The organism is Mycobacterium neumannii, from assembly GCF_048452905.1.
GTDB classification, from domain to species: Bacteria; Actinomycetota; Actinomycetes; order Mycobacteriales; family Mycobacteriaceae; genus Mycobacterium; species Mycobacterium neumannii_B.
On the sequence record NZ_JBCGVF010000003.1, the window covers coordinates 944,584 to 970,637 of the forward strand.

General features: G+C 66.4%; 25 protein-coding genes. 11 read left to right on the forward strand and 14 right to left on the reverse strand.

Going from position 1 to position 26,054, the window contains the following annotated elements; all coding sequences use genetic code 11:
- The first annotated feature begins 151 nt into the window (after positions 1 to 151).
- Genes AAHH99_RS10840 through AAHH99_RS10860 form a run of 5 tightly spaced genes read left to right on the forward strand, consistent with a single transcriptional unit; the run spans position 152 to position 5,311 of the window.
- The gene (locus AAHH99_RS10840) at positions 152 to 1,141 is read left to right on the forward strand and encodes an alpha/beta hydrolase (protein WP_418768633.1); all 990 of its coding nucleotides are present in this window, start codon (positions 152 to 154) and stop codon (positions 1,139 to 1,141) included.
- Between the two features lie 4 nt (positions 1,142 to 1,145).
- Positions 1,146 to 1,970: an SDR family NAD(P)-dependent oxidoreductase gene (locus tag AAHH99_RS10845; protein WP_418768634.1), complete on the forward strand. Its 825-nt coding sequence runs from the start codon at positions 1,146 to 1,148 to the stop codon at positions 1,968 to 1,970.
- Positions 1,971 to 1,979: 9 nt separating this feature from the next.
- Positions 1,980 to 2,900 carry a ferritin-like domain-containing protein gene (locus AAHH99_RS10850; RefSeq protein WP_418768635.1) on the forward strand — a complete coding sequence of 307 codons (921 nt, stop codon included), beginning with the start codon at positions 1,980 to 1,982 and terminating at the stop codon, positions 2,898 to 2,900.
- Positions 2,884 to 4,398, forward strand: a complete 1,515-nt coding sequence (locus AAHH99_RS10855) for a flavin-containing monooxygenase (RefSeq protein ID WP_418768636.1) — start codon at positions 2,884 to 2,886, stop codon at positions 4,396 to 4,398. The genes AAHH99_RS10850 and AAHH99_RS10855 overlap by 17 nt, the downstream gene beginning before the upstream one ends.
- A gap of 34 nt (positions 4,399 to 4,432) precedes the next feature.
- Positions 4,433 to 5,311, forward strand: coding sequence for a MerR family transcriptional regulator (locus tag AAHH99_RS10860; RefSeq protein WP_418768637.1), 879 nt, complete (start codon positions 4,433 to 4,435; stop codon positions 5,309 to 5,311).
- Here the strand turns inward: AAHH99_RS10860 and guaA are convergent, their stop codons facing one another.
- The 3 genes from guaA to AAHH99_RS10875 are packed head-to-tail and all read right to left on the reverse strand — an operon-like array spanning position 5,312 to position 7,633.
- Positions 5,312 to 6,871: a glutamine-hydrolyzing GMP synthase gene (gene guaA / locus AAHH99_RS10865; RefSeq protein ID WP_418768638.1), complete on the reverse strand. Its 1,560-nt coding sequence runs from the start codon at positions 6,869 to 6,871 to the stop codon at positions 5,312 to 5,314.
- A 28-nt stretch (positions 6,872 to 6,899) separates the two neighbouring features.
- Positions 6,900 to 7,307 carry a DUF2752 domain-containing protein gene (locus AAHH99_RS10870; protein ID WP_418769591.1) on the reverse strand — a complete coding sequence of 136 codons (408 nt, stop codon included), beginning with the start codon at positions 7,305 to 7,307 and terminating at the stop codon, positions 6,900 to 6,902.
- Positions 7,307 to 7,633, reverse strand: a complete 327-nt coding sequence (locus AAHH99_RS10875) for a CD225/dispanin family protein (protein ID WP_418768639.1) — start codon at positions 7,631 to 7,633, stop codon at positions 7,307 to 7,309. The genes AAHH99_RS10870 and AAHH99_RS10875 overlap by 1 nt, the downstream gene beginning before the upstream one ends.
- Before the next feature lie 115 nt (positions 7,634 to 7,748).
- On the opposite strand from AAHH99_RS10875, the gene AAHH99_RS10880 reads away from it, so the two are divergent.
- Positions 7,749 to 8,546, forward strand: coding sequence for a beta-phosphoglucomutase family hydrolase (locus AAHH99_RS10880; RefSeq protein WP_418768640.1), 798 nt, complete (start codon positions 7,749 to 7,751; stop codon positions 8,544 to 8,546).
- Positions 8,547 to 8,548: 2 nt separating this feature from the next.
- Positions 8,549 to 10,900 carry a glycoside hydrolase family 65 protein gene (locus AAHH99_RS10885; protein WP_418769592.1) on the forward strand — a complete coding sequence of 784 codons (2,352 nt, stop codon included), beginning with the start codon at positions 8,549 to 8,551 and terminating at the stop codon, positions 10,898 to 10,900.
- Between the two features lie 9 nt (positions 10,901 to 10,909).
- On the opposite strand, the gene phoU is transcribed toward AAHH99_RS10885, so the two are convergent.
- The 5 genes from phoU to guaB all read right to left on the reverse strand — a co-directional run bounded on the left by phoU (position 10,910) and on the right by guaB (position 16,388).
- Positions 10,910 to 11,569 (reverse strand): phosphate signaling complex protein PhoU, encoded by a 660-nt coding sequence (gene phoU / locus AAHH99_RS10890; protein ID WP_418768641.1) that lies wholly within the window; start codon positions 11,567 to 11,569, stop codon positions 10,910 to 10,912.
- A 71-nt stretch (positions 11,570 to 11,640) separates the two neighbouring features.
- Positions 11,641 to 13,377: a GMC oxidoreductase gene (locus AAHH99_RS10895; protein ID WP_418768642.1), complete on the reverse strand. Its 1,737-nt coding sequence runs from the start codon at positions 13,375 to 13,377 to the stop codon at positions 11,641 to 11,643.
- A gap of 42 nt (positions 13,378 to 13,419) precedes the next feature.
- Positions 13,420 to 13,626, reverse strand: a complete 207-nt coding sequence (locus AAHH99_RS10900) for a zinc-ribbon domain-containing protein (RefSeq protein WP_066849288.1) — start codon at positions 13,624 to 13,626, stop codon at positions 13,420 to 13,422.
- A 24-nt stretch (positions 13,627 to 13,650) separates the two neighbouring features.
- Positions 13,651 to 14,778 carry a GuaB3 family IMP dehydrogenase-related protein gene (locus AAHH99_RS10905; RefSeq protein ID WP_418769593.1) on the reverse strand — a complete coding sequence of 376 codons (1,128 nt, stop codon included), beginning with the start codon at positions 14,776 to 14,778 and terminating at the stop codon, positions 13,651 to 13,653.
- A 56-nt stretch (positions 14,779 to 14,834) separates the two neighbouring features.
- Complete coding sequence (gene guaB / locus AAHH99_RS10910) at positions 14,835 to 16,388, reverse strand: IMP dehydrogenase (protein ID WP_418768643.1); 1,554 nt, start codon at positions 16,386 to 16,388, stop codon at positions 14,835 to 14,837.
- A 176-nt stretch (positions 16,389 to 16,564) separates the two neighbouring features.
- Between guaB and AAHH99_RS10915 the strand changes: the two genes are divergently transcribed.
- Complete coding sequence (locus tag AAHH99_RS10915; RefSeq protein WP_064345682.1) at positions 16,565 to 16,969, forward strand: DUF5319 domain-containing protein; 405 nt, start codon at positions 16,565 to 16,567, stop codon at positions 16,967 to 16,969.
- On the opposite strand, the gene AAHH99_RS10920 is transcribed toward AAHH99_RS10915, so the two are convergent.
- The 3 genes from AAHH99_RS10920 to AAHH99_RS10930 all read right to left on the reverse strand — a co-directional run bounded on the left by AAHH99_RS10920 (position 16,970) and on the right by AAHH99_RS10930 (position 19,575).
- Complete coding sequence (locus AAHH99_RS10920; RefSeq protein ID WP_418768644.1) at positions 16,970 to 18,133, reverse strand: anti-sigma-D factor RsdA; 1,164 nt, start codon at positions 18,131 to 18,133, stop codon at positions 16,970 to 16,972.
- A complete protein-coding gene (locus AAHH99_RS10925; protein ID WP_064394284.1) occupies positions 18,126 to 18,704 on the reverse strand; it encodes a sigma-70 family RNA polymerase sigma factor in 579 nt (192 codons plus the stop codon). Before AAHH99_RS10925 ends, AAHH99_RS10920 begins: the two co-directional genes overlap by 8 nt.
- Before the next feature lie 88 nt (positions 18,705 to 18,792).
- Entirely contained in the window at positions 18,793 to 19,575 is a 783-nt protein-coding gene (locus AAHH99_RS10930) for a hypothetical protein (protein ID WP_418768645.1), read from the reverse strand.
- A gap of 369 nt (positions 19,576 to 19,944) precedes the next feature.
- Between AAHH99_RS10930 and AAHH99_RS10935 the strand changes: the two genes are divergently transcribed.
- Positions 19,945 to 20,235, forward strand: coding sequence for a WhiB family transcriptional regulator (locus tag AAHH99_RS10935; protein WP_064419454.1), 291 nt, complete (start codon positions 19,945 to 19,947; stop codon positions 20,233 to 20,235).
- 13 nt (positions 20,236 to 20,248) lie between these two features.
- Here AAHH99_RS10935 and AAHH99_RS10940 read toward each other — a convergent pair whose 3' ends face one another.
- Positions 20,249 to 21,304, reverse strand: coding sequence for a 3-deoxy-7-phosphoheptulonate synthase (locus AAHH99_RS10940; protein ID WP_418768646.1), 1,056 nt, complete (start codon positions 21,302 to 21,304; stop codon positions 20,249 to 20,251).
- A gap of 289 nt (positions 21,305 to 21,593) precedes the next feature.
- Between AAHH99_RS10940 and AAHH99_RS10945 the strand changes: the two genes are divergently transcribed.
- Complete coding sequence (locus tag AAHH99_RS10945) at positions 21,594 to 23,216, forward strand: GMC family oxidoreductase (protein WP_418768647.1); 1,623 nt, start codon at positions 21,594 to 21,596, stop codon at positions 23,214 to 23,216.
- A 13-nt stretch (positions 23,217 to 23,229) separates the two neighbouring features.
- Here the strand turns inward: AAHH99_RS10945 and AAHH99_RS10950 are convergent, their stop codons facing one another.
- A complete protein-coding gene (locus tag AAHH99_RS10950) occupies positions 23,230 to 23,598 on the reverse strand; it encodes a hypothetical protein (protein ID WP_418768648.1) in 369 nt (122 codons plus the stop codon).
- A 355-nt stretch (positions 23,599 to 23,953) separates the two neighbouring features.
- Between AAHH99_RS10950 and AAHH99_RS10955 the strand changes: the two genes are divergently transcribed.
- The gene (locus AAHH99_RS10955; RefSeq protein WP_418768649.1) at positions 23,954 to 24,307 is read left to right on the forward strand and encodes a DoxX family protein; all 354 of its coding nucleotides are present in this window, start codon (positions 23,954 to 23,956) and stop codon (positions 24,305 to 24,307) included.
- Between the two features lie 62 nt (positions 24,308 to 24,369).
- Here AAHH99_RS10955 and groL read toward each other — a convergent pair whose 3' ends face one another.
- Positions 24,370 to 25,995 carry a chaperonin GroEL gene (gene groL / locus AAHH99_RS10960; protein WP_418768650.1) on the reverse strand — a complete coding sequence of 542 codons (1,626 nt, stop codon included), beginning with the start codon at positions 25,993 to 25,995 and terminating at the stop codon, positions 24,370 to 24,372.
- Positions 25,996 to 26,054: the final 59 nt, after the last annotated feature.

The following is a 26,054-nucleotide window of genomic DNA, read 5'->3' on the forward strand; positions in this document are numbered from 1 at the left end:
TCACCAGTTTTTCGAACGTGTGTTCGATATGCCGAGTAAACACCCACCCACCGACAGCGTCAAGCGGGTTCAGTCGGTTGACGTCCTGGCATCCGGCCATTACCAATTGTTGACATTGACAAATGTCACCAATTGATGTTGCACTTACGCAGTGCTCAACGAAGAGCCCGTCTTGCCTTTGCGCGGTTCGCTGCGCTCCTGCGGCGCGTCCACAATCAGCAGCCTGACCCTCCGCCAGATCAGCGCCGTGCTCCCAGCCGACCAACCATGGGGGCTGTGGCTCTCGCGCCAGATCGTGGCCCGAATCATGGACGCCTTCGGACCGTCACTGGCCGGCACCCGGGTTGATCCGATCGACACCACGACCTTCGAAGGCCGCCGCATCGTCGGCGAGATGGTCTATGGCGCAGGGGTGCACCGCAGGCCCACCGACACCGTGGTCTACTTCGTCCACGGCAGCGGATACGCCCTGTGCTCACCGCGCACCCACCGCCGCCTCACCGCATGGCTGTCCCGGCTGACAGGGATGCCCGTCTTCTGCGTCGACTATCGACTCGCGCCGCGGCACCGCTTCCCCACTGCCGCAGAGGATGTCCGGACCGGGTGGGACTGGCTGATCCGCGACCGGGGTTTCGCACCCGATCGCACAGTCATCGCCGGCGACTCCGCGGGCGGGCACCTGGCCGTCGACCTGATGTTGCAGCCCGACACCACCCACCCGGCCGCCCTGGTGTTGCTCTCGCCCGTGCTCGACCTGACGTTCACGCTCGCCCGTACTCGGGAGCGCCTTCAGCGCGATCCCGCCATCCGCTCCCGTGACGCTCTGCGGCTTGTCGACTTGTACTGCGCGGACGTCGACTCGGCTCACCCTCGGCTACGACTGAACGTTGCCTCCGGCCGCACCCTGCCACCGACGCTGATCCAGGCGGGCGGCGCCGAGATGCTGGCGGCCGACGCCATCGCACTCGCCGACGGTCTGCGCGCCGCGGGCGGTGCCTGCCGGCTAGAGGTGTGGCCGGACCAGGTGCACGTCTTCCAGGCACTGCCCCGCCTGACTCCAGAGGCAACTTCTGCCGTCCGGCGAATCGCCGAGTTCATCTCACATGCGTTGCAACACGGATACATCGACCAGGCGGGATAGCCACATGTCGCTTTTCGGCACTAAGCGCACGCGCAACGCGGCCGCGGTCATCACCGGCGCGGGCAGTGGCATCGGCGCTGCCTTCGCCGTCGAACTCGCCAAGCGCGGCGGTCGAGTGGTGTGCAGCGATATCGACGAGGTGTCTGCCCGCGCCACGGCCGACGCCATCATCGCCCATGGCGGGCAAGCCATGTCGACGCGCTGTGATGTCTCGACCATCGACGACGTTGCGGCACTGGCTGACACGGCGCAGTCCTGGTTCGACGGCCCTCCAACGGTGGTGATCAACAACGCAGGGGTCGGCGCCGGTGGTCTGCCGATCGGTGACATCAGCCTCGAGGACTGGCGCTGGGTGCTCAACATCAACCTGTGGGGACCCGTCCACGGCTGTCATGTGTTCGCACCTATCCTGCGGGACGCCGGCTTTGGCGGAATCATCAACGTCGCATCGGCCGCCGCCTTCGGCGCGGCTCCCGGAATGGCGGCTTACAACGTGAGCAAGGCGGGTGTGCTGTCGTTGACGGAGACGCTCGCCGCCGAGTTGACCGGAACCGGTGTGCAGGTGACAGCGCTGTGCCCGACATTCGTCAAGACCAACATCGTGGGAGCAGGCAGGATCTCGCCCAAGTCCACCGAGCTGGCCGATCGCTTGATGCGGTGGACCGGCTTCTCCCCGCAGCGGGTGGCCCGCACTTGCCTTGAGACCCTCGACCGAGGCGGCCTCTACTGCATGCCGCAACCTGACGCTCGGATCAGCTGGGGCATAAAACGTTTCACTCCGACGGTGTACACCCGCGCCGCCGGTCTGACCAACCGTGTCACAACTTAGGAGGATCCGATGGCGATCGACATGGATGCGATGCTGGCCAAGGTCAAGGACCGCCAGTGGGCCCTGGCCGACATCGACTGGGACGCACCGGGGGCCGACCTCATCACCGATGAGCAGCGGCCGCAACTGAAGGCCTTCATGGCCGACCTGTGCTGGATCGAGAACATCGGCGCGCGCGGTTTCGCGGCGCTGGCCAAGAAAGCGCCGACACCAACGATCGCCGAGATCTACCGGTACTTCCACGCCGAGGAACAGCGGCACGCCAATGCCGAACTGGCGCTGATGAACCGGTGGGGCATGCTAGAGGACGGCGAAGTGCCCGAACCCAATGTCAACATCCGACTGGCCATCGACTGGTTGGATCGCTGGGCGGACGACATGCCGTTGTCGCTGCTGGGCACGGTTATCCCCATGCTCGAGGTCGCCCTTGACGGCGCGCTGCTCAAGTTCCTACTGGACGAGGTGCACGACCCCGTCTGCCACCACGTGTTCGAGAAGATCAACAACGACGAATCCCGCCACCTCGTGGTCGACTTCGAGGTGCTGGACATGATCGGACACGCCACGATCCGGCGCCTGCTCATCGACTTCGTGGGGCACAACGCGACGCCCGGTCTCATCATCGGCGCGATCACGGGCGCTCCGCTGATCAACAGGATCCGGAATGAGATCACCGCGATGGGCATGGAACCCGAGCGGCTCTACCGAGCCGTGAAGCGATTCAAGGAACTCGGCGACCGTGGCGGGCACACCAAACGCGTACCGACCTATCTGTTCCTGCGGCGCTACGCCGGCGTCGTCACCAACCCGCGCCACCCCTACCACCTGCTCGCCAACTCCATGGTGTGGCTCTCCGACCGGTATCCACGGCCGCTGTTGCCGTCGGTACCGAGTTGGGTCAAAGAAGTGACTCATGATCCCGCGGCATGAGGGTTCCGTGCAGACCCACGACACGCTGATCGTCGGCGCCGGCTTCACCGGTATCGGTGCCGCGATCAAACTGACCGAGGCCGGAGTCGACGACGTAATCATCCTGGAGCGCAGCGACCGCGTCGGCGGCACCTGGCGCGACAACACCTATCCCGGTGTAGCCTGCGATATCCCGTCGTTGCTGTACTCCTTTTCGTTCGTGAAGAACCCGAACTGGTCGCGGTCCTACTCCCCCGGCAGCGAGATTCGCAGGCACATCGAGCAGCTGGTCGACGACTTCGACCTACGCCGGCGCATCCGGTTCGGAGTGGACGTCAACGGCCTGCATTTCGACGCAGACGAGGGCACCTGGACCGTGAAGACCAGGGGCGGCAAGCGTTTCAACGCCCGCAGCGTGGTGCTGGCTTCGGGGCCGCTGCCCGATCACGGCTGGCCCGACATCCGTGGCCTTGACACCTACCAGGGACACCGAATCCACAGCGCGCGCTGGGATCATGACTATGACTTCAACGGCAAGCGGGTGGCCGTCATCGGCACCGGGGCCAGCGCGGTGCAGATCGTGCCCGAGCTGGTGAGGCAGGCCGAGTTCGTCAAAGTGTTCCAGCGGACGCCGGGCTGGGTCATGCCTCGACTTGACATCGGCACCCCGGCGGCCGCCAAGGCGTTGTTCGCGAAAGTGCCTGTCGCACAGGAGATCGTCCGTCAGGCGCTGTTCTGGGGCCACGAGCTCACCGCCACCGCCCTGGTGTGGGATACCCCGCTCACCGGGCTGGTGGCGCAGCTGGGCAAGGCGCATCTACGGCTGCAGGTCAAGGACCCGTGGCTGCGCCGCCAACTCACTCCCGACTTCACCCCGGGCTGCAAACGGATGTTGATGTCCAGCGACTATTACCCCGCACTGCAACGCGACAACTGCAAGCTCATCGACTGGCCGATCGCCACCATGAGCCCGGCCGGCATCCGAACCAGCGACGGTGTGGAGCACCACCTCGACTGCGTGGTGTTTGCCACCGGCTACGACGTCCACCTGACCGGTCCGCCCTACCCGGTCACCGGAATCGGCGGGCGCTCATTGAGCGATGAATGGGTAGGTGGAGCGCAGGCGTACAAAAGCGTCAACGCCCACGGCTATCCGAACCTGTTCTTCATGACCGGGCCGAACTCGGGCCCCGGGCACAACTCGCTCCTGGTGTACGTCGAGGGCCAACTCGACTACACGGTGCGAGCGATCACGACAATCCTCGACGAGAACCTGCGCTACCTGGACGTACGCCGCGAAATCCAACAGCGCTACAACGAACGCCTGCAGAAACGCCTGACCAGGACCACCTGGATGTCGGGCTGCACTAGCTGGTATCTCACCGCCGACAGGTTCAACGCGTCGATGTACCCGGGTTTCGCGACGCAGTATCTTCGACAGATGCGGGACTTCCGGCTCGACGACTATGTCGCGGTGAAGCGAGACGCTCACCTGTGCGCGGTGACGACATCGGCATGACATGACGTCGCGGGAGCCGCGGCCGGCGGGGCCGATGTCAGCGATTCTCAACGGGCTCCGGCGGGCACCCAAACGGGTGCGCCGGGGATCGCGTGACGTTGTCGAGACGGCGGTGTCGCAGCTCTTCCACGCCGCCGTCCAACCCCACGGGGTCGGCGAGTCCGGCGAGTACCGCACCGAGGAACTCGCACGGCTGGCGGGTACCACCACCCGCAACATCCGGGTTTACCGAGACCGCGGCCTGTTGCACCCGCCGCTGCGGGTGGGTCGGATCGCGCTGTTCAACGACACGCACCTGACGCGGCTGCGGCTGATCACCTCGCTGCTCGACCGCGGCTACAACATCGCGCACGTGCGCGAGATGCTGTCGGCCTGGGAAGAGGGTAAGGACGTCGGCGACCTGCTAGGGCTGGAGTCCGCGATCGCCGGGACCTGGGCAACGGAGAAACCCGAACGCATGAGCGTCGTCGACGCCAAGCGGTTCGTGAACGACGACCCGGGCTTCGACCGCATGGTCGATCTCGGCTTGATCAAGCTCGAAGACGGTGAGGCCGTGATCGTGCGACCCAAGCTGCTCGAGGCGTTCAACGACATCCGCCAGTTCGGGGTGGCGACCGACAAACTGATCGACCTGCACGTCAGCATCGCCCCGCTCATCGACCAGATCAGCGGGATTCTGGTGCAGGCAGGCGTCGACGAGGTGCTGCACCGGATCAATCCGGGTGCCCCGCTGCCCCCGGACACCGAGATCGCCGAGTTGATCACCATGCTGGTGCGGTTCCGCACCCAGGCCGTCTCCGCGGTGTCGGCGACCCTGGCGTTCTCCATCGAGTCCACGATCGAGTCGGTGGTGGGTCAGATCCTCGGTGACATCATCGAAAAAGAACCCGGCGATAAAGAGGCCGAAGCCTAGCTACTCCCACTCGATGGTGCCCGGCGGCTTACTCGTCACGTCCAGCACCACCCGGTTGACCTCCGCCACCTCATTGGTGATGCGGGTCGAGATACGTTCGAGGACTTCGTACGGCACGCGCGTCCAGTCGGCGGTCATCGCGTCCTCACTGGAGACCGGGCGCAGCACGATCGGATGCCCATAGGTCCGGCCATCACCTTGCACACCCACCGAACGGATGTCGGCGAGCAAGACGACGGGGCACTGCCAGATCTGGTTGTCGAGCCCGGCGGAGGTCAGTTCCTCGCGCGCGATCGCATCGGCGCGACGCAGCGTCTCCAGCCGTGCGGCAGTGACCTCGCCGACGATCCGGATACCCAGCCCCGGCCCCGGAAAAGGCTGACGCGCAACGATTTCCTCGGGCAGACCGAGCTCGCGGCCCACCGCCCGGACCTCGTCTTTGAACAGCAACCGCAACGGCTCGACGAGCTTGAACTTGAGGTCGTCGGGCAGGCCTCCCACGTTGTGGTGGCTCTTGATGTTCGCGGTGCCCGACCCTCCGCCGGACTCGACGACGTCGGGATACAGCGTGCCCTGCACCAGGAATTCAACGTCTGGGCCGCCGCCCTCGACAAGCCCCCGCACCGCCCCTTCGAACGCCCGGATGAACTCCCGTCCGATGATCTTGCGCTTGCCTTCGGGATTCGTCACGCCGGACAACGCCTCGAGGAACCGGTCGGCGACGTCGACGGTGACCAGGTTGGCGTGCGTGGCGGCGACGAAGTCGCGCTGCACCTGGGCCCGCTCCCCGGCCCGCAGCAAGCCGTGGTCGACGAACACACAGGTCAACCGGTCTCCGATGGCGCGTTGGACGAGCGCCGCGGCGACGGCGGAATCCACGCCACCTGACAGCCCGCAGATCGCTCGTCCCTCACCGATCTGCTCACGGACCTGCTCGACGAGCGCTTCGGCGATGTTGGCAGGCGTCCATGTCGAGTCGATCCCCGCGAACTCATGCAGGAAGCGGCTCAGCACCTGCTGACCGTGCGGCGTATGCATCACCTCCGGGTGGTACTGCACACCCGCCAACCGGCGGCCGCGATGCTCGAACGCCGCGACCGGAGCACCGCTGCTGGCGGCCACCACCTCGAAGCCGTCGGGCGCCTCGGTGACCGCGTCGCCGTGGCTCATCCATACCGGCTGGGTAGACGGTAGATCCGAATGCAGCTCTCCCCCAGCGACTTTCAGCTCCGTGCGCCCGTATTCACGGGTCCCAGTCCGCGCGACGGTACCGCCGAGCACCTGCGCCATCGCCTGAAACCCGTAGCAGATTCCGAACACCGGCACATCGAGGTCGAACAGCTCCGCGTTCAGCTGCGGGGCGCCGTCCTCGTAGACACTCGCGGGCCCTCCGGAAAGCACAATGGCTTGAGGGTCGCGCGCCTTGATCTCCTCGACAGTGGCGGTGTGCGGGATCACCTCGGAATACACCCGCGCCTCGCGGACCCGTCGGGCGATCAGCTGCGCATACTGCGCTCCGAAATCGACAACCAGTACGGGTCGGGGAGATCCTGATGTCACCCGGTCAGTCTAGTTGGCCGCGCCGACGTCAGACGTGCAGCGCGGTGAACGGCTCAAACGGCAAGTTACGCATGACGAACCACGCCACGGTCAGCACCACCGCCACCGGAGCCGACCACCGCAGGTGCTGCCAACTGCGCACCCGCCTGCCTGCTAGAGACCCGTAGGCCCAGGTCCCGTATGCCCACAGCAGGAACACCACCGCGAGCACGCCGAGTGCGTTGAACCGGACCGCCCCGGCGACGTCGAGGTGCAGCAGCGAGTAGATCATCCGCAGGCTCCCGCACCCGGGGCAGTCGATGCCGAGCAGTGCCTTGGTCGGGCAGACGGGCAGTATCCCGCCGGGCACGGTCGGATCCGCCAACCAGATCGCCGCGCACCCGCCCACCGCGGCGGCGGCGACCGCCAACGGCGCGGTGAGCGGGCGCACGTGGATCACATGTAAGCCAGTCCGCCGCCTGCCAGGCCGACGATGAGATAGATGACGATGACGACCGCGCCCGCGATCGCGCCCCAGATCGCCCACTTCTTGGCATCGTCGGACGCCTTCTGCGCCTGCGCATATTGGCCCTGGCCCCACAGGCCGGACACCTTGGCGGCGTTGATGATCGATACGATGCCAAACGGCAAGCAACACAACACCGTAACGAGAATTCCCCACACGAGGTTGCTGTCGGGCTGCTGCGCTGGGTAACCACCACCGGGAGGCGGACCATAACCCTGCGGCGGTGGTGGCGGCGGAGGCTGAGGCGGATAGGTCATGGGGTCCCTTTTCTCGAGTAGCACCCTGTCGGACGGACAAGCTCGCTAAATATAAGGCAAATGTTTGCTGAGTGCGTCAATTTCAAAGCTGCAGTAAGTTCATCGACACGCAGGCATGTCTGCGCGCGATAACGGGAATGGGTGGATTGTGCCTGACACCGGAGAACCTGCCGAAAGACTCGGTCTACCCGCTGGGATCCGCGCCGCGCTGTTCGACCTCGATGGCGTGCTGACAGACACCGCCAGCGTGCACAAGAAAGCGTGGAAGGCGATGTTCGACGACTTCCTCCGTCGACGAGCGGAGCTCACCGGCGAGGCGTTCACACCGTTCGACGTGCAAAGTGACTACCTCACCTATGTCGACGGCAAAAAGCGCGAGGACGGCGTCCGGTCGTTTCTGGCGAGTCGGGGCATCGAGATACCCGACGGCGATCACGACGACCCGCCTCAAAACGAAACCGTCCACGCACTGGGCAACACCAAGAACCAGATGTTCCAACAGATTCTGCGGACCGACGGGGTCGAGGTGTTCGAGGGTTCGCGCCGCTATCTCCAAGCAACGGCGAACGCGGGGCTGGGCATCGCGGTGGTGTCCTCGAGCGCCAACACCCGCGAGGTGCTCGACATGACTGGGCTGGCCGAATTCGTCCAGCACAGGGTGGACGGTGTCGTGTTGCGCGAGGAGAACATCGCAGGAAAACCCGCGCCCGATTCGTTCCTGCGCGCAGCCGAGCTCCTCGGCGTGACACCCGAACAGGGCGCTGTGTACGAAGACGCGATCTCCGGGGTGGCGGCAGGACGGGCCGGAGGATTCGGCCTGGTTATCGGCGTCGATCGGGTAGGCCACGCAGAAGCGTTGCGGCACAACGGGGCCGACATCGTGGTCACCGACCTCGCGGAGCTGCTCACGTGAGCCTGCATGACGACGTCTACCCCGTCGAACCGTGGCAGATCCGCGAGCAATCGCTCGACCTCGACATGCTCGCACAGTCGGAGTCGTTGTTCGCGCTGTCCAACGGCCACATCGGCGTGCGTGGAAATCTCGACGAAGGCGAACCACACGCTTTGCCTGGCACCTATCTCAATTCGTTCTACGAGGTTCGCCCCCTTCCGTACGCTGAGGCAGGATACGGCTGGCCCGAGGATGGGCAGACAGTCGTCAACGTCACCAACGGCAAGTTGATGCGCCTGTTGGTCGACGATGAACCGTTCGACGTGCGTTACGGGGATCTGCTCGACCACGAACGCATTCTGGATTTTCGGACGGGCACGCTCAGGCGCACCGCGTGCTGGTGTTCACCGGCAGGTAAGAGGATCAGAATCGCCTCCACGCGGATCGTTTCACTGACGCAGCGCAGCGTCGCGGCCATCGAGTACATCGTCGAGGCGCAGGACGAATTCGTCCGTGTCACGGCGCAATCGGAACTGGTAGCCAACGAGGAGTTGCCGCCGTCGACGAAGGACCCGCGGGTATCGGCCGTCCTGGAAAGACCGCTGGAGCCGGTGCAGCACGAGCACTCCGAACACGGCGCGATCCTGCTGCACCGCACCCGTGGAAGCAACCTGATGATGGCCGCGGCCATGGACCACGACATCGAGGTTCCCGGTCGTGTCGAGGTGGACACCGGCGCCGGCAAGGACTGGGCCAACACGACCATCATCTGCGGGCTGCGTCCCGGCCAGCGTCTCCGCATCGTCAAGTACCTCGCCTACGGCTGGTCCAGCCTGCGGTCGCGCCCGGCACTGCGCGACCAGGCGGCGGCGGCGCTCAGCAGCGCGCGCTACACCGGCTGGCGGGGGTTGCTCGATGCCCAGCGGGCCTACCTCGACGATTTCTGGGACGGTGCGGACGTCGAGGTGGAGGGCGACCCCGACTGCCAGCAGGCGGTACGGTTCGCCCTCTTCCACGTCCTGCAGGCCAGCGCGCGCGCCGAGCGCCGTGCGATCCCCGGCAAGGGTCTCACCGGAACGGGTTATGACGGCCACGCCTTCTGGGACACCGAGGGTTTCGTCCTGCCGCTGCTGACCTACACCCAACCCTCGGCGGCTGCCGACGCATTGCGTTGGCGCGCTTCGATTCTCCCGCTGGCCAAGGAACGGGCGACGCTGCTGGACCTCGACGGCGCCGCCTACCCGTGGCGCACCATCCGAGGCGAGGAATGCTCGGCTTACTGGCCGGCGGGCACCGCGGCCTTCCACGTCAACGCCGCCATCGCAATGGCGTTCGAGCGCTACCGCATAGTCACGGGGGACGATTCGCTCGAAGAGGAATGCGGGCTGACGGTGCTCATCGAGACCGCGCGGCTGTGGGCGTCGCTAGGTCACCACGACCGTCACGGGGTGTGGCACGTCGATGGGGTGACGGGACCCGACGAGTACACGGCCATCGTGCGCGACAACGTGTTCACCAACCTGATGGCGGTCGCGAACCTTCGGGCAGCCGCAGAAGCGTGCGCGCGCAATGTCGACGCCGCCCAGACAGCCGGGGTCACCACCGAAGAGATGGCCGTGTGGCGCCACGCCGCCGACACCGCCCACATCCCGTTCGACGAGGAGCTGGGGGTGCATCCGCAGTGTGACGGTTTCACGACGCTGCGCGAGTGGGACTTTCACGCCAACACGATCTATCCACTGCTGATGAACGAGCCGTATGTTCGGCTCTACCCGGCGCAGGTGATCAAACAAGCGGACCTGGTGTTGGCGATGCACTGGCAGGGCCATGCGTTCACCGCCGAACAAAAGGCCCGCAACGTCGACTATTACGAACGACGCACCACACGCGACTCGTCGCTGTCGGCGTGTACACAGGCGGTGATGTGCGCCGACGTCGGTCATCTCGAACTCGCCCATGACTACGCCTACGAGGCGGCGATGATCGATCTGCGCGATCTCCACCACAACACCCGCGACGGCCTGCACATGGCGTCGCTCGGCGGTGCATGGGCCGCGATGGTGGCGGGATTCGGCGGACTCCGTGACGATGAAGGGGTACTCGAGCTCAACCCCCGACTGCCCGACGGGATCTCTCGTCTTCGATTTCGGTTGCGGTGGAGGAACTTTCGCCTCACTGTAGATGCCGATCACGACGAGGTCACCTATACGCTGCGTGACGGCCCGGAGGGCGAGCTGCTGATCCGCCACGGCGGCGAGGATCTGCAACTGGATTCGCGGCAACCCACGACCGTTCCGGTTCGCCATTGCCGACCGCTACTGCCGACGCCTCAGCAACCGCCGGGGCGAGAGCCGGTGCGCCGGCGCCCGACCTAGCCGGTCTCGTTATGCCATCTGCTTGTGACCGGGCAGACCGCCGGTCGCCTCGAACACCACGCGCTTGCCGATCTCGACGGCGTGGTCGGCGAACCGCTCGTAGTAGCGCCCCAGCAGCGCCACATCGACGGCCGAGCACACCCCGTCCTGCCACTTGTGGTCGATCAACAGCGTGAACAGGTGCCGGTGCTCGGCGTCGACGGCGTCATCCTCGTCGCGCAGCCGTGCTGCCTTGTCAGGATCACGCGACAGCAGCACCTCCTGGGCCGTCTTCGCCAGTTGGACCGCGCGCGCACCCATCTCGGCGAAACTCGCGCGCACGTCGGCAGGTAGCGCGCAATCCGGGTGCCGCAGCCGCGAGATGCCCGCCACGTGGGCCGCCAACGCACCCATCCGGTCGATGTCCGCGGCGACGTGGATGGAGCCGACGACCCTGCGTAGGTCACTCGCGACAGGTTGTTGCAGCGCGAGGATCCGCAGCGCCGCCTCCTCGGCCCGTCGGTTGAGCTCAATGATGTGCTCGTGGTCGGCGATGACCTGCTCGGCGAGCGAGAGATCCGCGCCGAGCAGTGCTTCCGTGGCACGTTCGAGCGCACTGACCGCCAACCCGCACATCTCGCCGAGCTGGGCGCTCAGTGCGGTCAGTTGCTCTTGATAAGCGGTCCGCATCGGCGACTCCCCTCACTCGCAGGATGTGTGGTCGCGATAAGCGGGAGTTAGTTACCCGAATCGGCCGATTCTCAACCAGCCGAGGTGACGGGTTGGATCGGCAACCAGCGCAGCGCAGCCGGTGCGTGGGCTGGGACGACCGGGTTCTGCGGCGCGACGGGCGCCAACCGGCGGTACGGCTGCCCCTGCTCCGGCCGCAGGTCGGACTCACCCTTGTTCGGCCACAGCGACGCCGCGCGCTCGGCCTGGGCGGTGATCGAAAGTGACGGATTGACACCGAGGTTCGCCGAGATCGACGCACCGTCGTGCACCGAGAGCGTCGGGTAGCCGTACACCCGGTGATACGGATCGATGACGCCGTGCTGCGCGTCGTCGCCGATGGCGGCACCGCCGAGGAAGTGCGCGGTGAGGGGAATGTTGAACAACTCACCCCAGGTGCCGCCCGCGACGCCGTCGATCTTCTCCGCGATCCGGCGGGTGACCCGATTGCCGACGGGAATCCACGTCGGATTGGGCGCCCCGTGGCCCTGTTTGCTCAGATAGCGCCTGATGCCGAGTCTGTTCCGCTTGGTGAACGTGGTGATCGAATTGTCGAGGTGCTGCATGACCAGTGCGATCAACGTGCGTTCGCTCCACCGCCGGACATTGAGCAGCCGCAGCGTGCCGCGAGGATCCCTGCGCGCGTTGATGAACAGCTGTTTCCACCGCGGCGTGTCGGTGCCTTCGGGGCCGTCGCCGTCGGTCATCAGCGTCTGCAGCAGACCCATGGCGTTGGAGCCCTTGCCGTAGCGCACCGGCTCGATGTGGGTGTCGGAGGTGGGGTGGAACGACGAGGTGATAGCCACGCCGTGCGTCAGGTCGAGGTCGTCGGACACCTCGAATCGTCCGGCGCCGACGATGGATTCGGAGTTGGTGCGGGTCAGCACACCGAGCTTGTCGGACAGGGCCGGCAACTTGCCCTTGTCGCGCATCTTGAACAGCAACCGCTGCGTGCCCCAGGTGCCGGCCGCCAACACCAGGTGCGACGCGGTGAAGGTGCGCTTCTGCTTGCGAACCCAGCGACCTGTACGGACGGTGTGCACATTCCAGAGCCCGTCCGGGCGCTGCTCGAAGCCGGTGACGGTGGTCATCGGGTGGATCGTCGTCCCGAACTTCTCGGCCAGGTACAGGTAGTTCTTGACCAGCGTGTTCTTGGCGTTGTGGCGACAGCCGGTCATACATTCGCCGACCTCGATGCACCCCTTGCGCGCTGGTCCGGCGCCGCCGAAGTACGGGTCGGGCACGGTCTCGCCGGGCGCTTTGGCGCCGTCCGGGCCGAAGAAGACGCCCACAGGCGTCGGCACGAACGAGTCACCCACGCCCATCTCCTCGGCGACCTGCTTGACCACGCGGTCGGCGTCGGTGAACGTCGGGTTGGTGACGACCCCGAGCATGCGCTGCGCCTGGTCGTAGTGCGGCATGAGCTCCGCGCGCCAGTCGGTGATGTCCTTCCACTGCGGGTCGTTGAAGAACGGGTCCGGCGGTACGTAGAGCGTGTTGGCGTAGTTCAGCGAGCCGCCTCCGACACCCGCGCCTGCCAGGATCATCACGTTGCGCAGCAGGTGAATCCGCTGGATGCCGTACATGCCCAACTGCGGCGCCCACAGGAACTTGCGCAGGTTCCATGAGGTCCTGGCGAAGTCCTCGTCTTCGAAGCGCCTGCCGGCCTCGAGCACACCGACGCGGTAGCCCTTCTCGGTCAGCCGCAGCGCCGTCACGCTGCCGCCGAACCCCGAACCGATCACCAGGACGTCGTAGTCAGGTTCCATACGTCCAGTATGGCGTTACCGCGGGGTAACTTTCCACGACGGTCAGACCGCGACGGCTGTGCCGCAGATGCCGCACACCTCGAACTGGCGACGGTTCCAGCGCGCCACCGGAATGAAGAACAGCGAGAACTGCTTGAACTCGCGAATCCGCGACCACTGTGTGGTGTTGTGGCAGCGAGGGCAGGTCCGAACCTCCCCGGCACCGAGGTGCTTCTGTTTGGTGCCGTAGCTGAAGAGGAAGAAGAACACCTCGTCCAGAGTAGGTGCGAAAACTCAGCTCCCGACGGTCAGGCCGACCTTCTGGAACTCCTTGAGGTCGCAGTAACCGGCCTTGGCCATCGAGCGCCGCAGCCCTCCGACCAGGTTCAACGAGCCGAACGGATCGTCGGAGGGACCGGTAAGCACCTGTTCCAACGACGGGCGCTCGCCCATCGCGACTTGAAGGAACGCACCCCGTGGCAGCGACGGATGCGCGGCGGCGGCCGGCCAGTACCAGCCTGCGCCCAGCGCTTCGGCCGACGTGGCCAGCGGCGTTCCGAGCACCACCGCGTCCGCGCCGCACGCGATGGCTTTCGCCAGATCCCCCGAAGTGTGCATGTCGCCGTCGGCCAGGACGTGTACGTAGCGTCCGCCGGTCTCGTCGAGGTACTCGCGGCGCGCGGCGGCGGCGTCGGCGATCGCGGTGGCCATCGGGACGCTGATCCCGAGCACCTCGTCGCTGGTGGTCACGCCGCTGGTCGAGCCGTAGCCGACGATGACGCCGGCCGCGCCGGTCCGCATCAGGTGCAGCGCGGTGCGGTGGTCGAGGACGCCGCCCGCGACGACGGGCACATCGAGTTCGGAGATGAAGGTCTTGAGGTTCAGCGGTTCTCCGTTGGAGGCCACGCGCTCGGCGGAGATGATCGTGCCCTGGATGACCAACAGGTCGATTCCCGCCGCGAGCAGTGTCGGCGTCAGCGCGCGGGCGTTCTGCGGGCTGACGCGCACCGCGGTCGTCACTCCCGCGTCGCGGATGCGCGCCACGGACGCACCGAGCAGATCCGGGTCCAGCGGAGCGGCATGGAACTGCTGCAGCAGTCGGATCGCGGCCGCGGGCTCCGGTTCCTTCTCGGCCGCCTCGATCACCTGCGCGATCTTTGCTTCGACGTCCGCGTGCCTGCCGATCAGCCCCTCGCCGTTGAGCACGCCGAGCCCGCCGAGCCGACCGATCTCTATGGCGAATTCCGGCGACACCAGCGCATCGGTGGGGTGGGCCAACACCGGGATCTCGAACCGGTAGGCGTCCAGTTGCCAGGCCGTCGATACGTCCTGCGACGACCGGGTGCGCCGCGACGGCACGATGTTGACGTCGTCGAGTTCGTAGGTGCGGCGGGCGGTTCTGCCCATGCCGAGCTCAACCATGTCTCGCATGGCCAGTTTCTCCTGTCAGTACGTTCTGTTCCTCGCGCAAGCGCTCGTCAGCGGGTGTAGTAGTTCGGCGCCTCGACCGTCATGGTGATGTCGTGCGGGTGGCTCTCCTTGAGCCCCGCCGCGGTGATCCGCACGAACTGGGCCTGCTGCAACTGTTCGATCGTCGCCGACCCGGTGTACCCCATCGCCGCGCGCAGCCCGCCGGTGAGCTGGTGGATCACCGTCCCCAGCGGACCGCGGAACGGCACCCGGCCTTCGATCCCCTCGGGCACGAGCTTGTCCTCGCTGAGCACGTCGTCCTGGAAGTAGCGGTCCTTGGAGTAGGACCCGCGCAGCGCCCCGGCCGCGCCGCGGCCCTGCATGGCCCCGAGCGAGCCCATGCCGCGGTAGCTCTTGAATTGCTTGCCGTTGACGAAGATCAGTTCGCCGGGCGACTCGGCGGTGCCGGCGAGCAGCGAGCCCAGCATCGCGGTCGACGCGCCCGCGGCCAGGGCCTTGGCGATGTCGCCGGAGTACTGCAGTCCGCCGTCGGCAATGACCGGCACACCATACGGACGACAGGCCGCTACCGCTTCTAAGATCGCGGTGATCTGCGGTGCTCCGACACCTGCGACCACGCGGGTGGTGCAGATCGAGCCCGGCCCGACCCCGACCTTCACGGCGTCGGCGCCGGCCTGCACCAGCGCGGCCGCTGCCGCACGCGTCGCGACGTTGCCGCCGATCACCTCGACCCGGTCGCCCACGGCGGCCTTGACCCGGCTGACCATGTCCAGCACACCGCGGTTGTGCGCGTGCGCGGTGTCGACCACCAGCACGTCGACGCCCGCGTCCACCAGCGTCATCGCTCGCGTCCAGGCGTCGTCTCCGACACCGACCGCGGCCCCGACGAGCAGCCTGCCGTCCTTGTCCTTGGTCGACAACGGGAACTGTTCGGTCTTGACGAAGTCCTTGACGGTGATGAGCCCGGTCAGCTTGCCGTGCCCGTCGACGATCGGAAGCTTCTCGATCTTGTTGCGCCGCAACAGTCCTAGCGCCGCCTCGGCGGAGACGCCCTCCCGGGCGGTGATAAGCGGGGCCTTGGTCATCACCTCGGAGACCGGCTTGGACTGATCCACCTCGAAGCGCATGTCGCGGTTGGTGATGATGCCGACCAGCTCGCCGGTGTCGTCGACGACGGGCAACCCGGAGATCCGAAAGCGCGCACACATCGCGTCGACCTCGGCCAGCGTGTTATCAGGTGAGCAGGTGACCGGGTCGGTGACCATCCCCGCCTCGGAACGTTTGACCGTCTCGACCTGGCCGGCCTGCTCGGCCACCGGAAGGTTGCGGTGCAGCACGCCCATCCCGCCGGCACGGGCCATCGCGATCGCCATGCGCGACTCGGTGACGGTGTCCATCGCGGAACTCACCAGCGGGACCTTGAGCCGGATCTTTCTCGTCAACTGGCTCGAGGTGTCGGCGGTGGCGGGCACCACGTCGGAGGCGGCGGGCAGCAGAAGCACGTCGTCGAACGTCAGGCCGAGCATGGCGACTTTCGTCGGGTCATCCCCGCCGGTGGGTACCGGCACCGCGATGGGGATGCTGCTTTCGGCGATCGACATGGTGGGGGCCTCCAGATACAAACGCAGCCGAACACTGTCGTCGAGCTAAGAGACCATCCTATCGGCTGGGGGCCGGCATCCCGGTCTCACGTGCCATGACGCACATAACTATTGATCGTCGACGACGTCGGCGCGACGGCTAGCGTTATCCCCGCCCCGCTGCGTAGTGTGGACTCGTGCGTGACCACCTGCCTCCGGGTTTGCCACCGGATCCGTTCGCCGATGACCCGTGTGACCCTTCGGCTGCCCTCGACGCGCTCGAGCCGGGCCAGCCGCTGGACCCACAGGAGCGGACGGCGGTTGAGGCCGATCTCGCCGATCTGGCGGTCTATGAGGCGCTCCTGGCACACAGGGGCATCCGTGGTCTGGTCGTGTGCTGCGACGAATGCCAGCAGGACCACTATCACGACTGGGACATGCTACGCGCCAACCTGCTGCAACTGCTGGTCGACGGCACGGTGCGCCCACACGAGCCCGCCTATGATCCCGAACCCGATGCCTACGTGACGTGGGATTACTGCCGCGGCTACGCCGATGCCTCGCTCAACGAGGCGACGTCGGAGTCCGACGGCTACCGCTGACTAGCTCGGCTCCTCGACCGCATCCGGGACGGTCACCGTCGTAGCGGCCGTTCTCGGCGCGGGCGCCTGCACGGTCGGTTGCTGCGACGTCGGCGCGGCCGTCGGCACCTCATCCTCCTGCTGCTCGACCACCGAAGGTAGAGACGTCGGCGTAGGAACCTGAACCCGAGTGCTCGGACTGGGTATCGGTGTGTCTGCGGTCGGTGTCGGCCGTGGTGTGGCGGATGGTGTTGGCTGCGCCGTCGGCGTGGGCAGCGCCGTCGGCGAGTTTGGAGCCGACGTCGGCTGCGGTGTGGCGCTCACTGTGGGCAGCGGGGTGCCCGGCGCTGACGTGGGTAACGGAGCGCCCGGCACAGCCGTCGTCGACGGTGTCGGTAATGGCGCCGGCGAGGTCGACGGTGTCGTCGGCTCGGACGTCGAGGGAGTCGTCGGCGCGGACGTCTCGGAGGTGCTCGTCGGCGCAGAGGTGCCGGACGGCCCAGTAGCCTCCGACGAGGTCGCGCCGTCGCTCGGAATCACCACGACCTCGGGGAAGGTCGGCGGCGGCGCATTCGGCGGCAGGGTCGCCGCCGGGTCCTGGGCCTCGACCTTGACCGTCAGCTCCTGCCACTGCGTGACCAACTCTTCTTTGCGCACAGTGTCGTTCACCGTCGCCACGGTCGTCGTCAACGTCTCGAGCTTGTCTTGGGCGGCTTGCCACTGACCGTCATCGATCAGCTGCTGCACCTCGGCCATCTGCGTCTGCGCGGCAAGGACGACCGCGTCGTCGCGGGTGTCCTGTTGCTCGCCGAACAGCATGGTGCGCAGGCCGTACAGCGAGTCGCCAGGTCCGGACCCTGCGACCACCGCGCCGAAGCCGCCGATGCACAACACCGCAGCCGCGGCCGACCCGACGACCGCCAACGACGTCCGCGTGCGCCGTCGCGATGCCGCAGCCCGGTCGAGCGCCAGCACCGCGTCGCGCGGTGTGACCGTCGCGGTCAGAGGTGCGTTGCGGACCTCGTCGCGCCAGCCTTCCAGCAGCTGAGCCAGTTCCGCCTCACTGGGATCGGTCGAGTACACCGGCTGCGCAGTGGCCAACGCATCGAGGAACCGATCGGCGCGGTTGATCTCGTTGAGCGAGGGATCTCCCCCATTGGAAGTCCAGCGTCCGAAGTCAGGCATAGTCACGCCCCGTCGCGACGATCTCGGACTTCAGTCGCGCCAGCGCACGGTGCTGGGCGACGCGAACGGCGCCCGGCGTGCTGCCAACCGCCTCTGCGGTCTCCTCGGCGCTCATCCCGACGACAATGCGCAGGATCAGGATCTCGCGCTGCTTCTCAGGAAGCACCGCCAGAAGCTTCTTCATGCGCGCCGACGCCTCGGCATCGAGCGCCATCTGCTCGGGTCCGGCGTCCAGCGAGTATCGCTCCGGCACGACATCGGTCGGGTCGGATCGATTCCTGGCTGCTGCGCGATGCGCGTCAGCAACCTTGTGGGCGGCAATGCCGTACACGAAGGCCAGGAACGGTCGTCCCTGATCCTTGTAACGCGGCAGCGCCGTGATGGCGGCCAAGCAAACCTCCTGCGCAACGTCGTCGGCTGAGAGGCCACTGCGCTCTGTCGCCCCTACCCTCGCCCGGCAGTACCGAACGACGATCGGACGAATGGTCTCCAGTACCTCCCGGAGCGCGTCTCGGTTCCCTGCCACGGCCTCAGCAACGACAGCATCGAGACGTTCTCCCGAAAATGTCATCGTGGGCGATCTCTCCAACGTTACGAACAGGACCGGATCCGGTAGGCCGGTCAGCTAAACAATAACTTTCACTTCCGCGTGGACCCGGTTACCGCACCGACCACACGCCGCCCCGCCGACGCACTGTATCGGCACAACGATCGCGGATCGCCACCATGTCGAGTGCCGGATGCGCAGCGCTGCCGATGTCGGCCAGCAAGCAGGCCAACGCCCATTGCAGCGGAACCATTCCGAAGCGCTGCGTTTCATCGAGCGCCGCGTCGGCCACCGACCGGGCTGCAGCCAGGTCACCCGCGCTGCACCAAGCGGCGGCGAGCACGACCGTGGACTTCACCTCGTGGCGTACCGAGCCGAAGGCAGCGGCCTCGTTGACGGCGCGTTCGGCGTGACCCACCGCGCTCCGGCCGCGGCCACGTGCCATGGCCAACTCGGCCGACACCCAGCCCAGCCGAACCCGCAGCCTCGGCGGCGCCGGATCAGACATCAGGTCGGCGGCACGGGCCAGCGCGCGCGCCGATGCCTCGAACCTGCCGGCTCCCAGCGCGTCGGCGGCCAGGCCGATCAACGCGTCGGCAGCCGCTTCGGTATCCGATCCGGCAAGCGCCAACGCCCGACCGTCCCATCGCCGCGCCCGGGTGTGCCAGCCGAGCTGACGCAGGAACGACGCCTCGGTGCTGTGGGCCAACGATCGCTCGGGGGCTGCGGCCCAGAACAGCTTCGCCAGATCGACACGCGCGCTGGCATAGCGGCCCTGTCCGCCTGCCGCGACGGCGCGCAGCCACAACTCGCGCGCGGTGGCGCCGGCAGGCAGCGGCCAGCGGCCGGGATCGTCGCCGAATGCGGCTGCGGCCAGAACGGTCTCTGCGGACATCGAGTCGCGACCGTATCAATTGCGGCGACTCGCTGGTTAACAATTGGTACTCGCAATGTTACTTCCGTGTAAGCGAGCGAAGTTTGCCCGTGAAAGGGTAATTGACGCGAACTGGAGAAATGGGTCCCGCGGTCCACCGCATTCGGTCCGTTTAGCACCGTTCTCGTTGTCTATGGGTCGCAATGATGAACGTGAAGTAAATTCTTGGCCTGCGCTTATGTCAATAAGCACATGTGCGAGCTATTGACGAGATTTCGTGAGCGCCCATACTTTGTCTCCACGAGTGGTCATCGGCGACTTGAGCTCGAATCGGTTTTGAACTCACTCATCCGTTCGTTTCCGAAATGGATGTGCAGAGAGGGGTTTCCAATGCCACAACCGCAGCAACTGCCCGGACCCAACGCTGACATTTGGGACTGGCAGATGGCCGGGCTCTGTCGAGGCGAAGATTCCTCCATGTTCTTTCATCCCGACGGGGAACGCGGCCGCGCCCGCGCGCAACGCGAGATGCGCGCCAAGGAGATGTGCCGTAAGTGCCCGGTGATCGCTCAGTGCCGCGCACATGCCCTCGCCGTTGGTGAGCCCTACGGCATCTGGGGCGGCTTGTCCGAGTCCGAGCGCGAACTGTTGCTGAAGCGCGGTATCCGGCGCGCCTCCTGACCGCGGCGTGCGCCTACCCGCGGTCGGCAAGCGTGTGCAGCACCGAATCGGTTGTCGCCCAGTCCATACACTTGTCGGTCACCGACTGCCCGTAGGTCAGAGGCCGGGCTTCGGGGGCCTGCGCACCGGCGACGAGGAAGCTCTCGAGCATCACCCCGCTGACCGGTAAGCCGTCGCGCACCAGCTGCGCCATATCCGCGGCGACCTGGGCCTGGCGGACGTGATCCTTTCCGGAGTTGGCGTGGCTGCAGTCGATTACGACGCGACCGGGCAATCCGGCGGCGGTCAGCTTGTCCGCGGTCGTATGGATGGCTTCGGCGTCGCAGTTCGGCCCGTTGGTGCCACCACGCAGGATGACGTGGCAGTCCTCGTTACCCGCGGTGTTGACCAACGCACCACGTCCGAGATCGTCCATGCCGAAGAAGACATGCGGTGCGGCGGCCGCCTTGACTCCGTCGACGGCGACCTGGATGTTGCCGTCGGTGCCGTTCTTGAATCCGACGGGCATCGACAACCCGGATGCCAATTGGCGGTGCACCTGGGATTCGGTGGTCCTGGCGCCGATCGCACCCCACGCGACGGCGTCGGCGATGTACTGCGGGCTGGTCGGTTCGAGGAACTCGCATCCGACCGGTAAGCCGATGTCGACGATGTCGAGCAGCAGGTGACGGGCGATACGCAGACCGCGCGCCACGTCGAAGGTGCCGTCCATGCCCGGATCGTTGATCAGGCCCTTCCACCCGATCGTGGTGCGCGGCTTCTCGAAGTAGACCCGCATCACGATCTTGAGGCGGTCGCTGAGCTTGTCGGCCACCTTGGCCAGCCGGCTGGCGTAGTCGAGTGCCGCTGACGGGTCGTGCACCGAGCACGGTCCCACGACGACCAGCAGCCGGTCGTCGCGGCCGGCGACGATGTCGGCGATCTCCTCCCGGTCGCGCACCACTCGCTCGGCGCGCCGGGCCCCCAGCGGGAACTCGGTGAGCACCTCGTGCGGGCTGGGGATCTCGCTGAAACCGCGGACCCGCCGGTCCGAGGTGGCGGGCGGGGTGGCGGTATGCGCCAGGTTCATCTCGCGGGTGCCTTTCTGGAGAGATTGTGGGCGCCCGGTGAAAGCCCAGGGCCCTTGAATGACGAAAGGCAGCGACCTGGTGGTCACTGCCTGGGCTCCGGGTGGATGCGTCGCTTAGCGCTGCGCTTTATCGGCTCCGCCCGGAGCCTCGATAAAGCGCCAATAGCCGGCGCGCGTCACGATGTTCACGCCGGCCAGGTTATACCGGGTCTCGATCTTTGCCAAAATCGCCCTTAGCGACGGGGCCAGACCCTTGACACACCGCTCCGGCGCGCCGACGCTGACCGTGATGCCTTCGAGGAACTCGAGCGCTTCCGCCGACTACATCATCGTCGGCGCAGGTTCGGCGGGTTGCGTCCTGGCCGACCGCCTCTCGGAGAATCCACGGACGAGTGTCCTCCTCATCGAGGCGGGCGGCAGGGACCGCAGCCCACTGATCCGGATCCCGAAGGGTGTCGGAAAGATTCTCGGCAATCCGAAGCTCACGTGGCAGTTCCCCGTCCGTCCGACCGGGCCCTCCCAGCTCGTCGAGCACTGGGTCCGCGGCAAGACGCTCGGCGGGTCGAGTTCGGTGAACGGGATGGTCTACAACCGGGGCAGCGCTGCCGACTACGACGCGATGGCAGCGCTGGGCAATCCGGCCTGGGCATGGGACCAGATGCTTGAAGTCTTCCGCTCGATTGAGAATCACAGCCTCGGCCCGGACCCGATGCGCGGGACGGAAGGCCCGCTGGGCGTCTCGGTCGATACCGCACTCCCCCGGCTCTGCACCGATGTCATCGCGGCTGGGGAGCGTATGGGCTGGTCGCCAACCGACGATGCCAATGGAAGCGACCGCGAACGGATCGGCCCCGCGCCCTGCACCATCAAGAACGGTCGACGGGTCAGCGCGGCGCACGCGTTCCTGCACCCGGTGGCCGACCGACCCAACCTCGAGGTCGCCATTCACACCAGTGCCGAGCGCGTGATCTTCAAGGGCGACAAGGCAGTTGGCGTGGCAGCGACGACCGCACGTGGCGCGAACGTCGACTTCACCGCCCGGCGCGAGGTCATCCTGTCTCTCGGCAGTATCTCCACACCGAAGCTGCTCCAGCTGTCCGGCGTCGGCGACCGATCGTTGCTGCGCGGCTTGGGCATCAACACGGTGGTGGACAGCCCCAACGTCGGTCGCCGAATGCGGGAACACCGGTGCTTTGTCATCCAGTTCCGGCTCAACTGCGACATCGGTTACAACCGTCACCTGAGCACCAGGGCACGCCAAGCGATAACCACCGCAAGGTATCTGGCGACAAAGCGCGGCCCGCTCGCCGGGGCTGCGTTCGACGTCATCGGATTCTTCAAGACGTCACCCGAATTGGACCGCCCGGACGCCCAGATTCTGATGGCACCGTTCTCGTTGGCGCCCTATGAGCAAGGTGAAGCGGCAGCGGTCGAGCGGGAACCCGGAATCCAGGCGATCGGATACGTCTTGCGTCCGGACAGCGAGGGGTCGGTGACCATCACCTCGGCCCACCCGGAAGCGACGTTGGACATCGATCCCGGGTATCTCACCTCACAGCACGACCGGGAAAAGGGCGCCGCCCTGTTCCGAACCATGCGCCAATTGTTCAGCCAGTCGCCGATCTCCGAACAGCTGGTCGTCGAAACCCAGCCGGGCGCGGAAGTCGTTGCCGATCAAGCGATCATCGACGCCGGGCTCGATGCGGGTTACTGCGGATACCACGCCATCGGAACGTGCGCGATGGGACCCGCGGACGACGACGTCGTGGACACCTCACTGCGGGTCCGCGGCGTCGACAACCTGCGCATCATGGACTGTTCGGTAATGCCCACGATGGTGTCGGGCAACCTCAACGGTCCGGTGATGGCGATGGCTTGGCGGGCAGCCGATCTCATTCTCGAGGCGGCGTAGAGTCGCGCCCGGCTCAGGTCAGCCGGGTCCAGGGTTGACAGTTCTTCGACTCGAACGCCTTCACCGTTGAGTTGATGTTGGCGTTCATCGGGCCGATCGACATATTCGTCGCGACGACGTTGTCCTTGTTCGCGTCGGGGGTGCTGTAGGTGAACCACACGCACATCGAGTCCTGGGTCGGCACATCGTTGATCCACACGCCCCAGGTCGACGCCGACCCGGCCGTGTTGTAGACGCCCGGAGCGATGTCGGGTCCGACGAGGAAGAACCCATTGCCGGGGATCGGGTTCATCGGCTCGGCTGCCGCCGGTGATGCGGTCGCGAGCGTGGCCGTGCAGGCAAACACTGCGGCCGCCGCTCGGAACGAACGCATCAGTGGCATTGGGCCTCACGACCTCTTGTCGGTTCTCGCAGCGTAGGCCAACGTCCGCTGCTCTGGAGCAGCAACGAACTACCTTCGGCCACGAGGATAGGCATTCCCGGTGCCACTCAGGGATGGTGGTGATGGCCGTGCCCTTGGCCGTCGCCCTGCGGCTCCTCCGGCTTATCGACGTCGCCGGTCTCGATGGTGCTGTATGTAAGCCGTCACCAAGTCACCGCTCGGTCGAGCAGGAAGATCGGCTGACTTGCCGGTCAAGGCATGTGAGCCTCAGGAGCGGTCCACAGCTGTCACACATCCGACGACTCGCTCGTCTATAGGAGGTAACCGTGTCGTCGACAATGAAGGAGCACCGACCATGATCGATCCGTGGTGGCCGCTCGCCGCACTTGCTCTCGTTCAGGTTGTCGATGGCGCCCTTTGCGTGGCACCGGTGGGCTTCATCCGGGAGTGCCTGCAGGATGTGCGGTTTCCGCGACGCTTCTGGTCGATCCTTCCTCCGCTGAAGATGGCCGCGGCGGCAGGCTTGATCATCGGTATCTGGGTCCCGCCGTTGGCTTTCCTGACGTGTGTTGCCCTCACCTGTTACTTCGTCGTGGCGATCACGATGCACATTCGGGCGAGGGATCTCGGTCGCAACCTGTTCGTCAACGCGACGGGCATGCTTGCGCTGTGCGTGACGGCGACGGGATTCGTCGCTGTGGCGATGTGATGCCCGCGCCGCAAACGAGAACACCCCCGCCCCAGCAGGGCGGGGGTGTTTCGTATTACTGCTCAGTGATGGTGGTGACCATGGCCGTGGCCGTGGCCGTCGTCCTCCGGTTCCTCGGGCTTGTCCACGACCGCGGTCTCGGTGGTCAGCACCATACGGGCCACCGACGCCGCGTTCAGCACCGCCGAACGCGTGACCTTGACCGGATCGACGACACCGTCGGCCGCCAGATCACCGAAGGACAGCGTCGCCGCGTTGAAGCCTTGTCCCGCAGGCAGATCCGCGACCTTGTTCACCACGACCGCGCCATCCAGGCCGGCATTGGTGGCGATCCAGTACAGCGGGGAACCGAGGGCGCGCGCGAACAACTCGACACCGAGACGCTCGTCGCCGGACAGGCTGTCACGCAGCTTCTCCAGCGCACCGCGCGTCTGGAGCAGTGCCGCACCGCCACCGGCGATGACCCCCTCCTCGACAGCGGCCTTGGCCGCCGCGACGGCGTCCTCCACTGCTTCCTTGCGCTTCTTCAGATCGGTCTCGGTCGCGGCGCCCACCTGGATGACGGCAACGCCGCCGGCCAGCTTGGCCAGCCGCTCCTCGAGCTTCTCGCGATCCCAGTCGGAATCGGAGGCCTCGATCTCGGAGCGCAGCTGCGCCTTTCGCGCCTCGATGGCCTCCTTAGTGCCGCCACCTTCGACGATCGTGGTGCTGTCCTTGTCCACCACGACGCGCCGAGCGGTGCCCAGCACCTCGAGACCCACCTCGCGCAGCACCAGGCCGACGTCCGGATTGACGACCTCACCGCCGGTGACGATGGCGAGGTCGTCGAGGAACGCCTTGCGGCGGTCGCCGAAGAACGGCGCCTTGACCGCAACGGCCTTCAGCGTCTTACGGATGGCGTTGACCACCAGCGTCGAGAGCGGTTCGCCTTCAACATCTTCGGCCACGATCAGCAGCGGCTTACCCGCCTCCGCGACCTTCTCCAGCAGCGGAAGCAGGTCGGGCAGCGAGCTGATCTTCTCCCGGTGCAGGAGCACCAGCGCGTCCTCGAGCACCGCCTCCTGGGCGTCGAAGTCGGTGACGAAGTAGGCCGAAAGGTAGCCCTTGTCGAAGCCGACGCCGTCGGTCATCTCCAGGTAGGTCTCCAGCGTGGAGGATTCCTCCACGGAGACGACGCCGTCAGCGCCGACCTTCGTCATCGCCTCGCCGACCAACTCGCCCACCTTCTCGTCACGGGACGAGACCGTCGCGACCTGGGCGATGGCGTTCTTCTCCGAGACCGGCGTGGCCGCGGCCAGCAAGGCGTCCGATACCGCATCGGCAGCCTTGGCGATGCCCGCGCCGAGCGCGATCGGGTTGGCGCCGGCGGCGACGTTGCGCAGCCCGCCCTTGACCAAGGCCTGCGCCAGCACCGTCGCGGTGGTGGTGCCGTCGCCGGTGACGTCGTTGGTCTTGGTGGCGACCGACTTGAGCAGCTGGGCCCCCAGGTTTTCGAACGGGTCCTCCAGGTCGATCTCACGGGCGATCGTCACACCGTCGTTGGTGATGGTCGGCCCGCCCCACGACTTGGCCAGTACCACGTTCCTGCCGCGCGGCCCAAGGGTCACCCGCACCGCGTCGGCCAGCTTGTCCACTCCGGCTTCCATTGCGCGGCGCGCAGTTTCGTTGAACTCAATCTGCTTACTCATAGGTGTCCTTCTTTGAGTCGCAATTCGCTATAGACGCATGCCGCCCCGGAAATCACCCG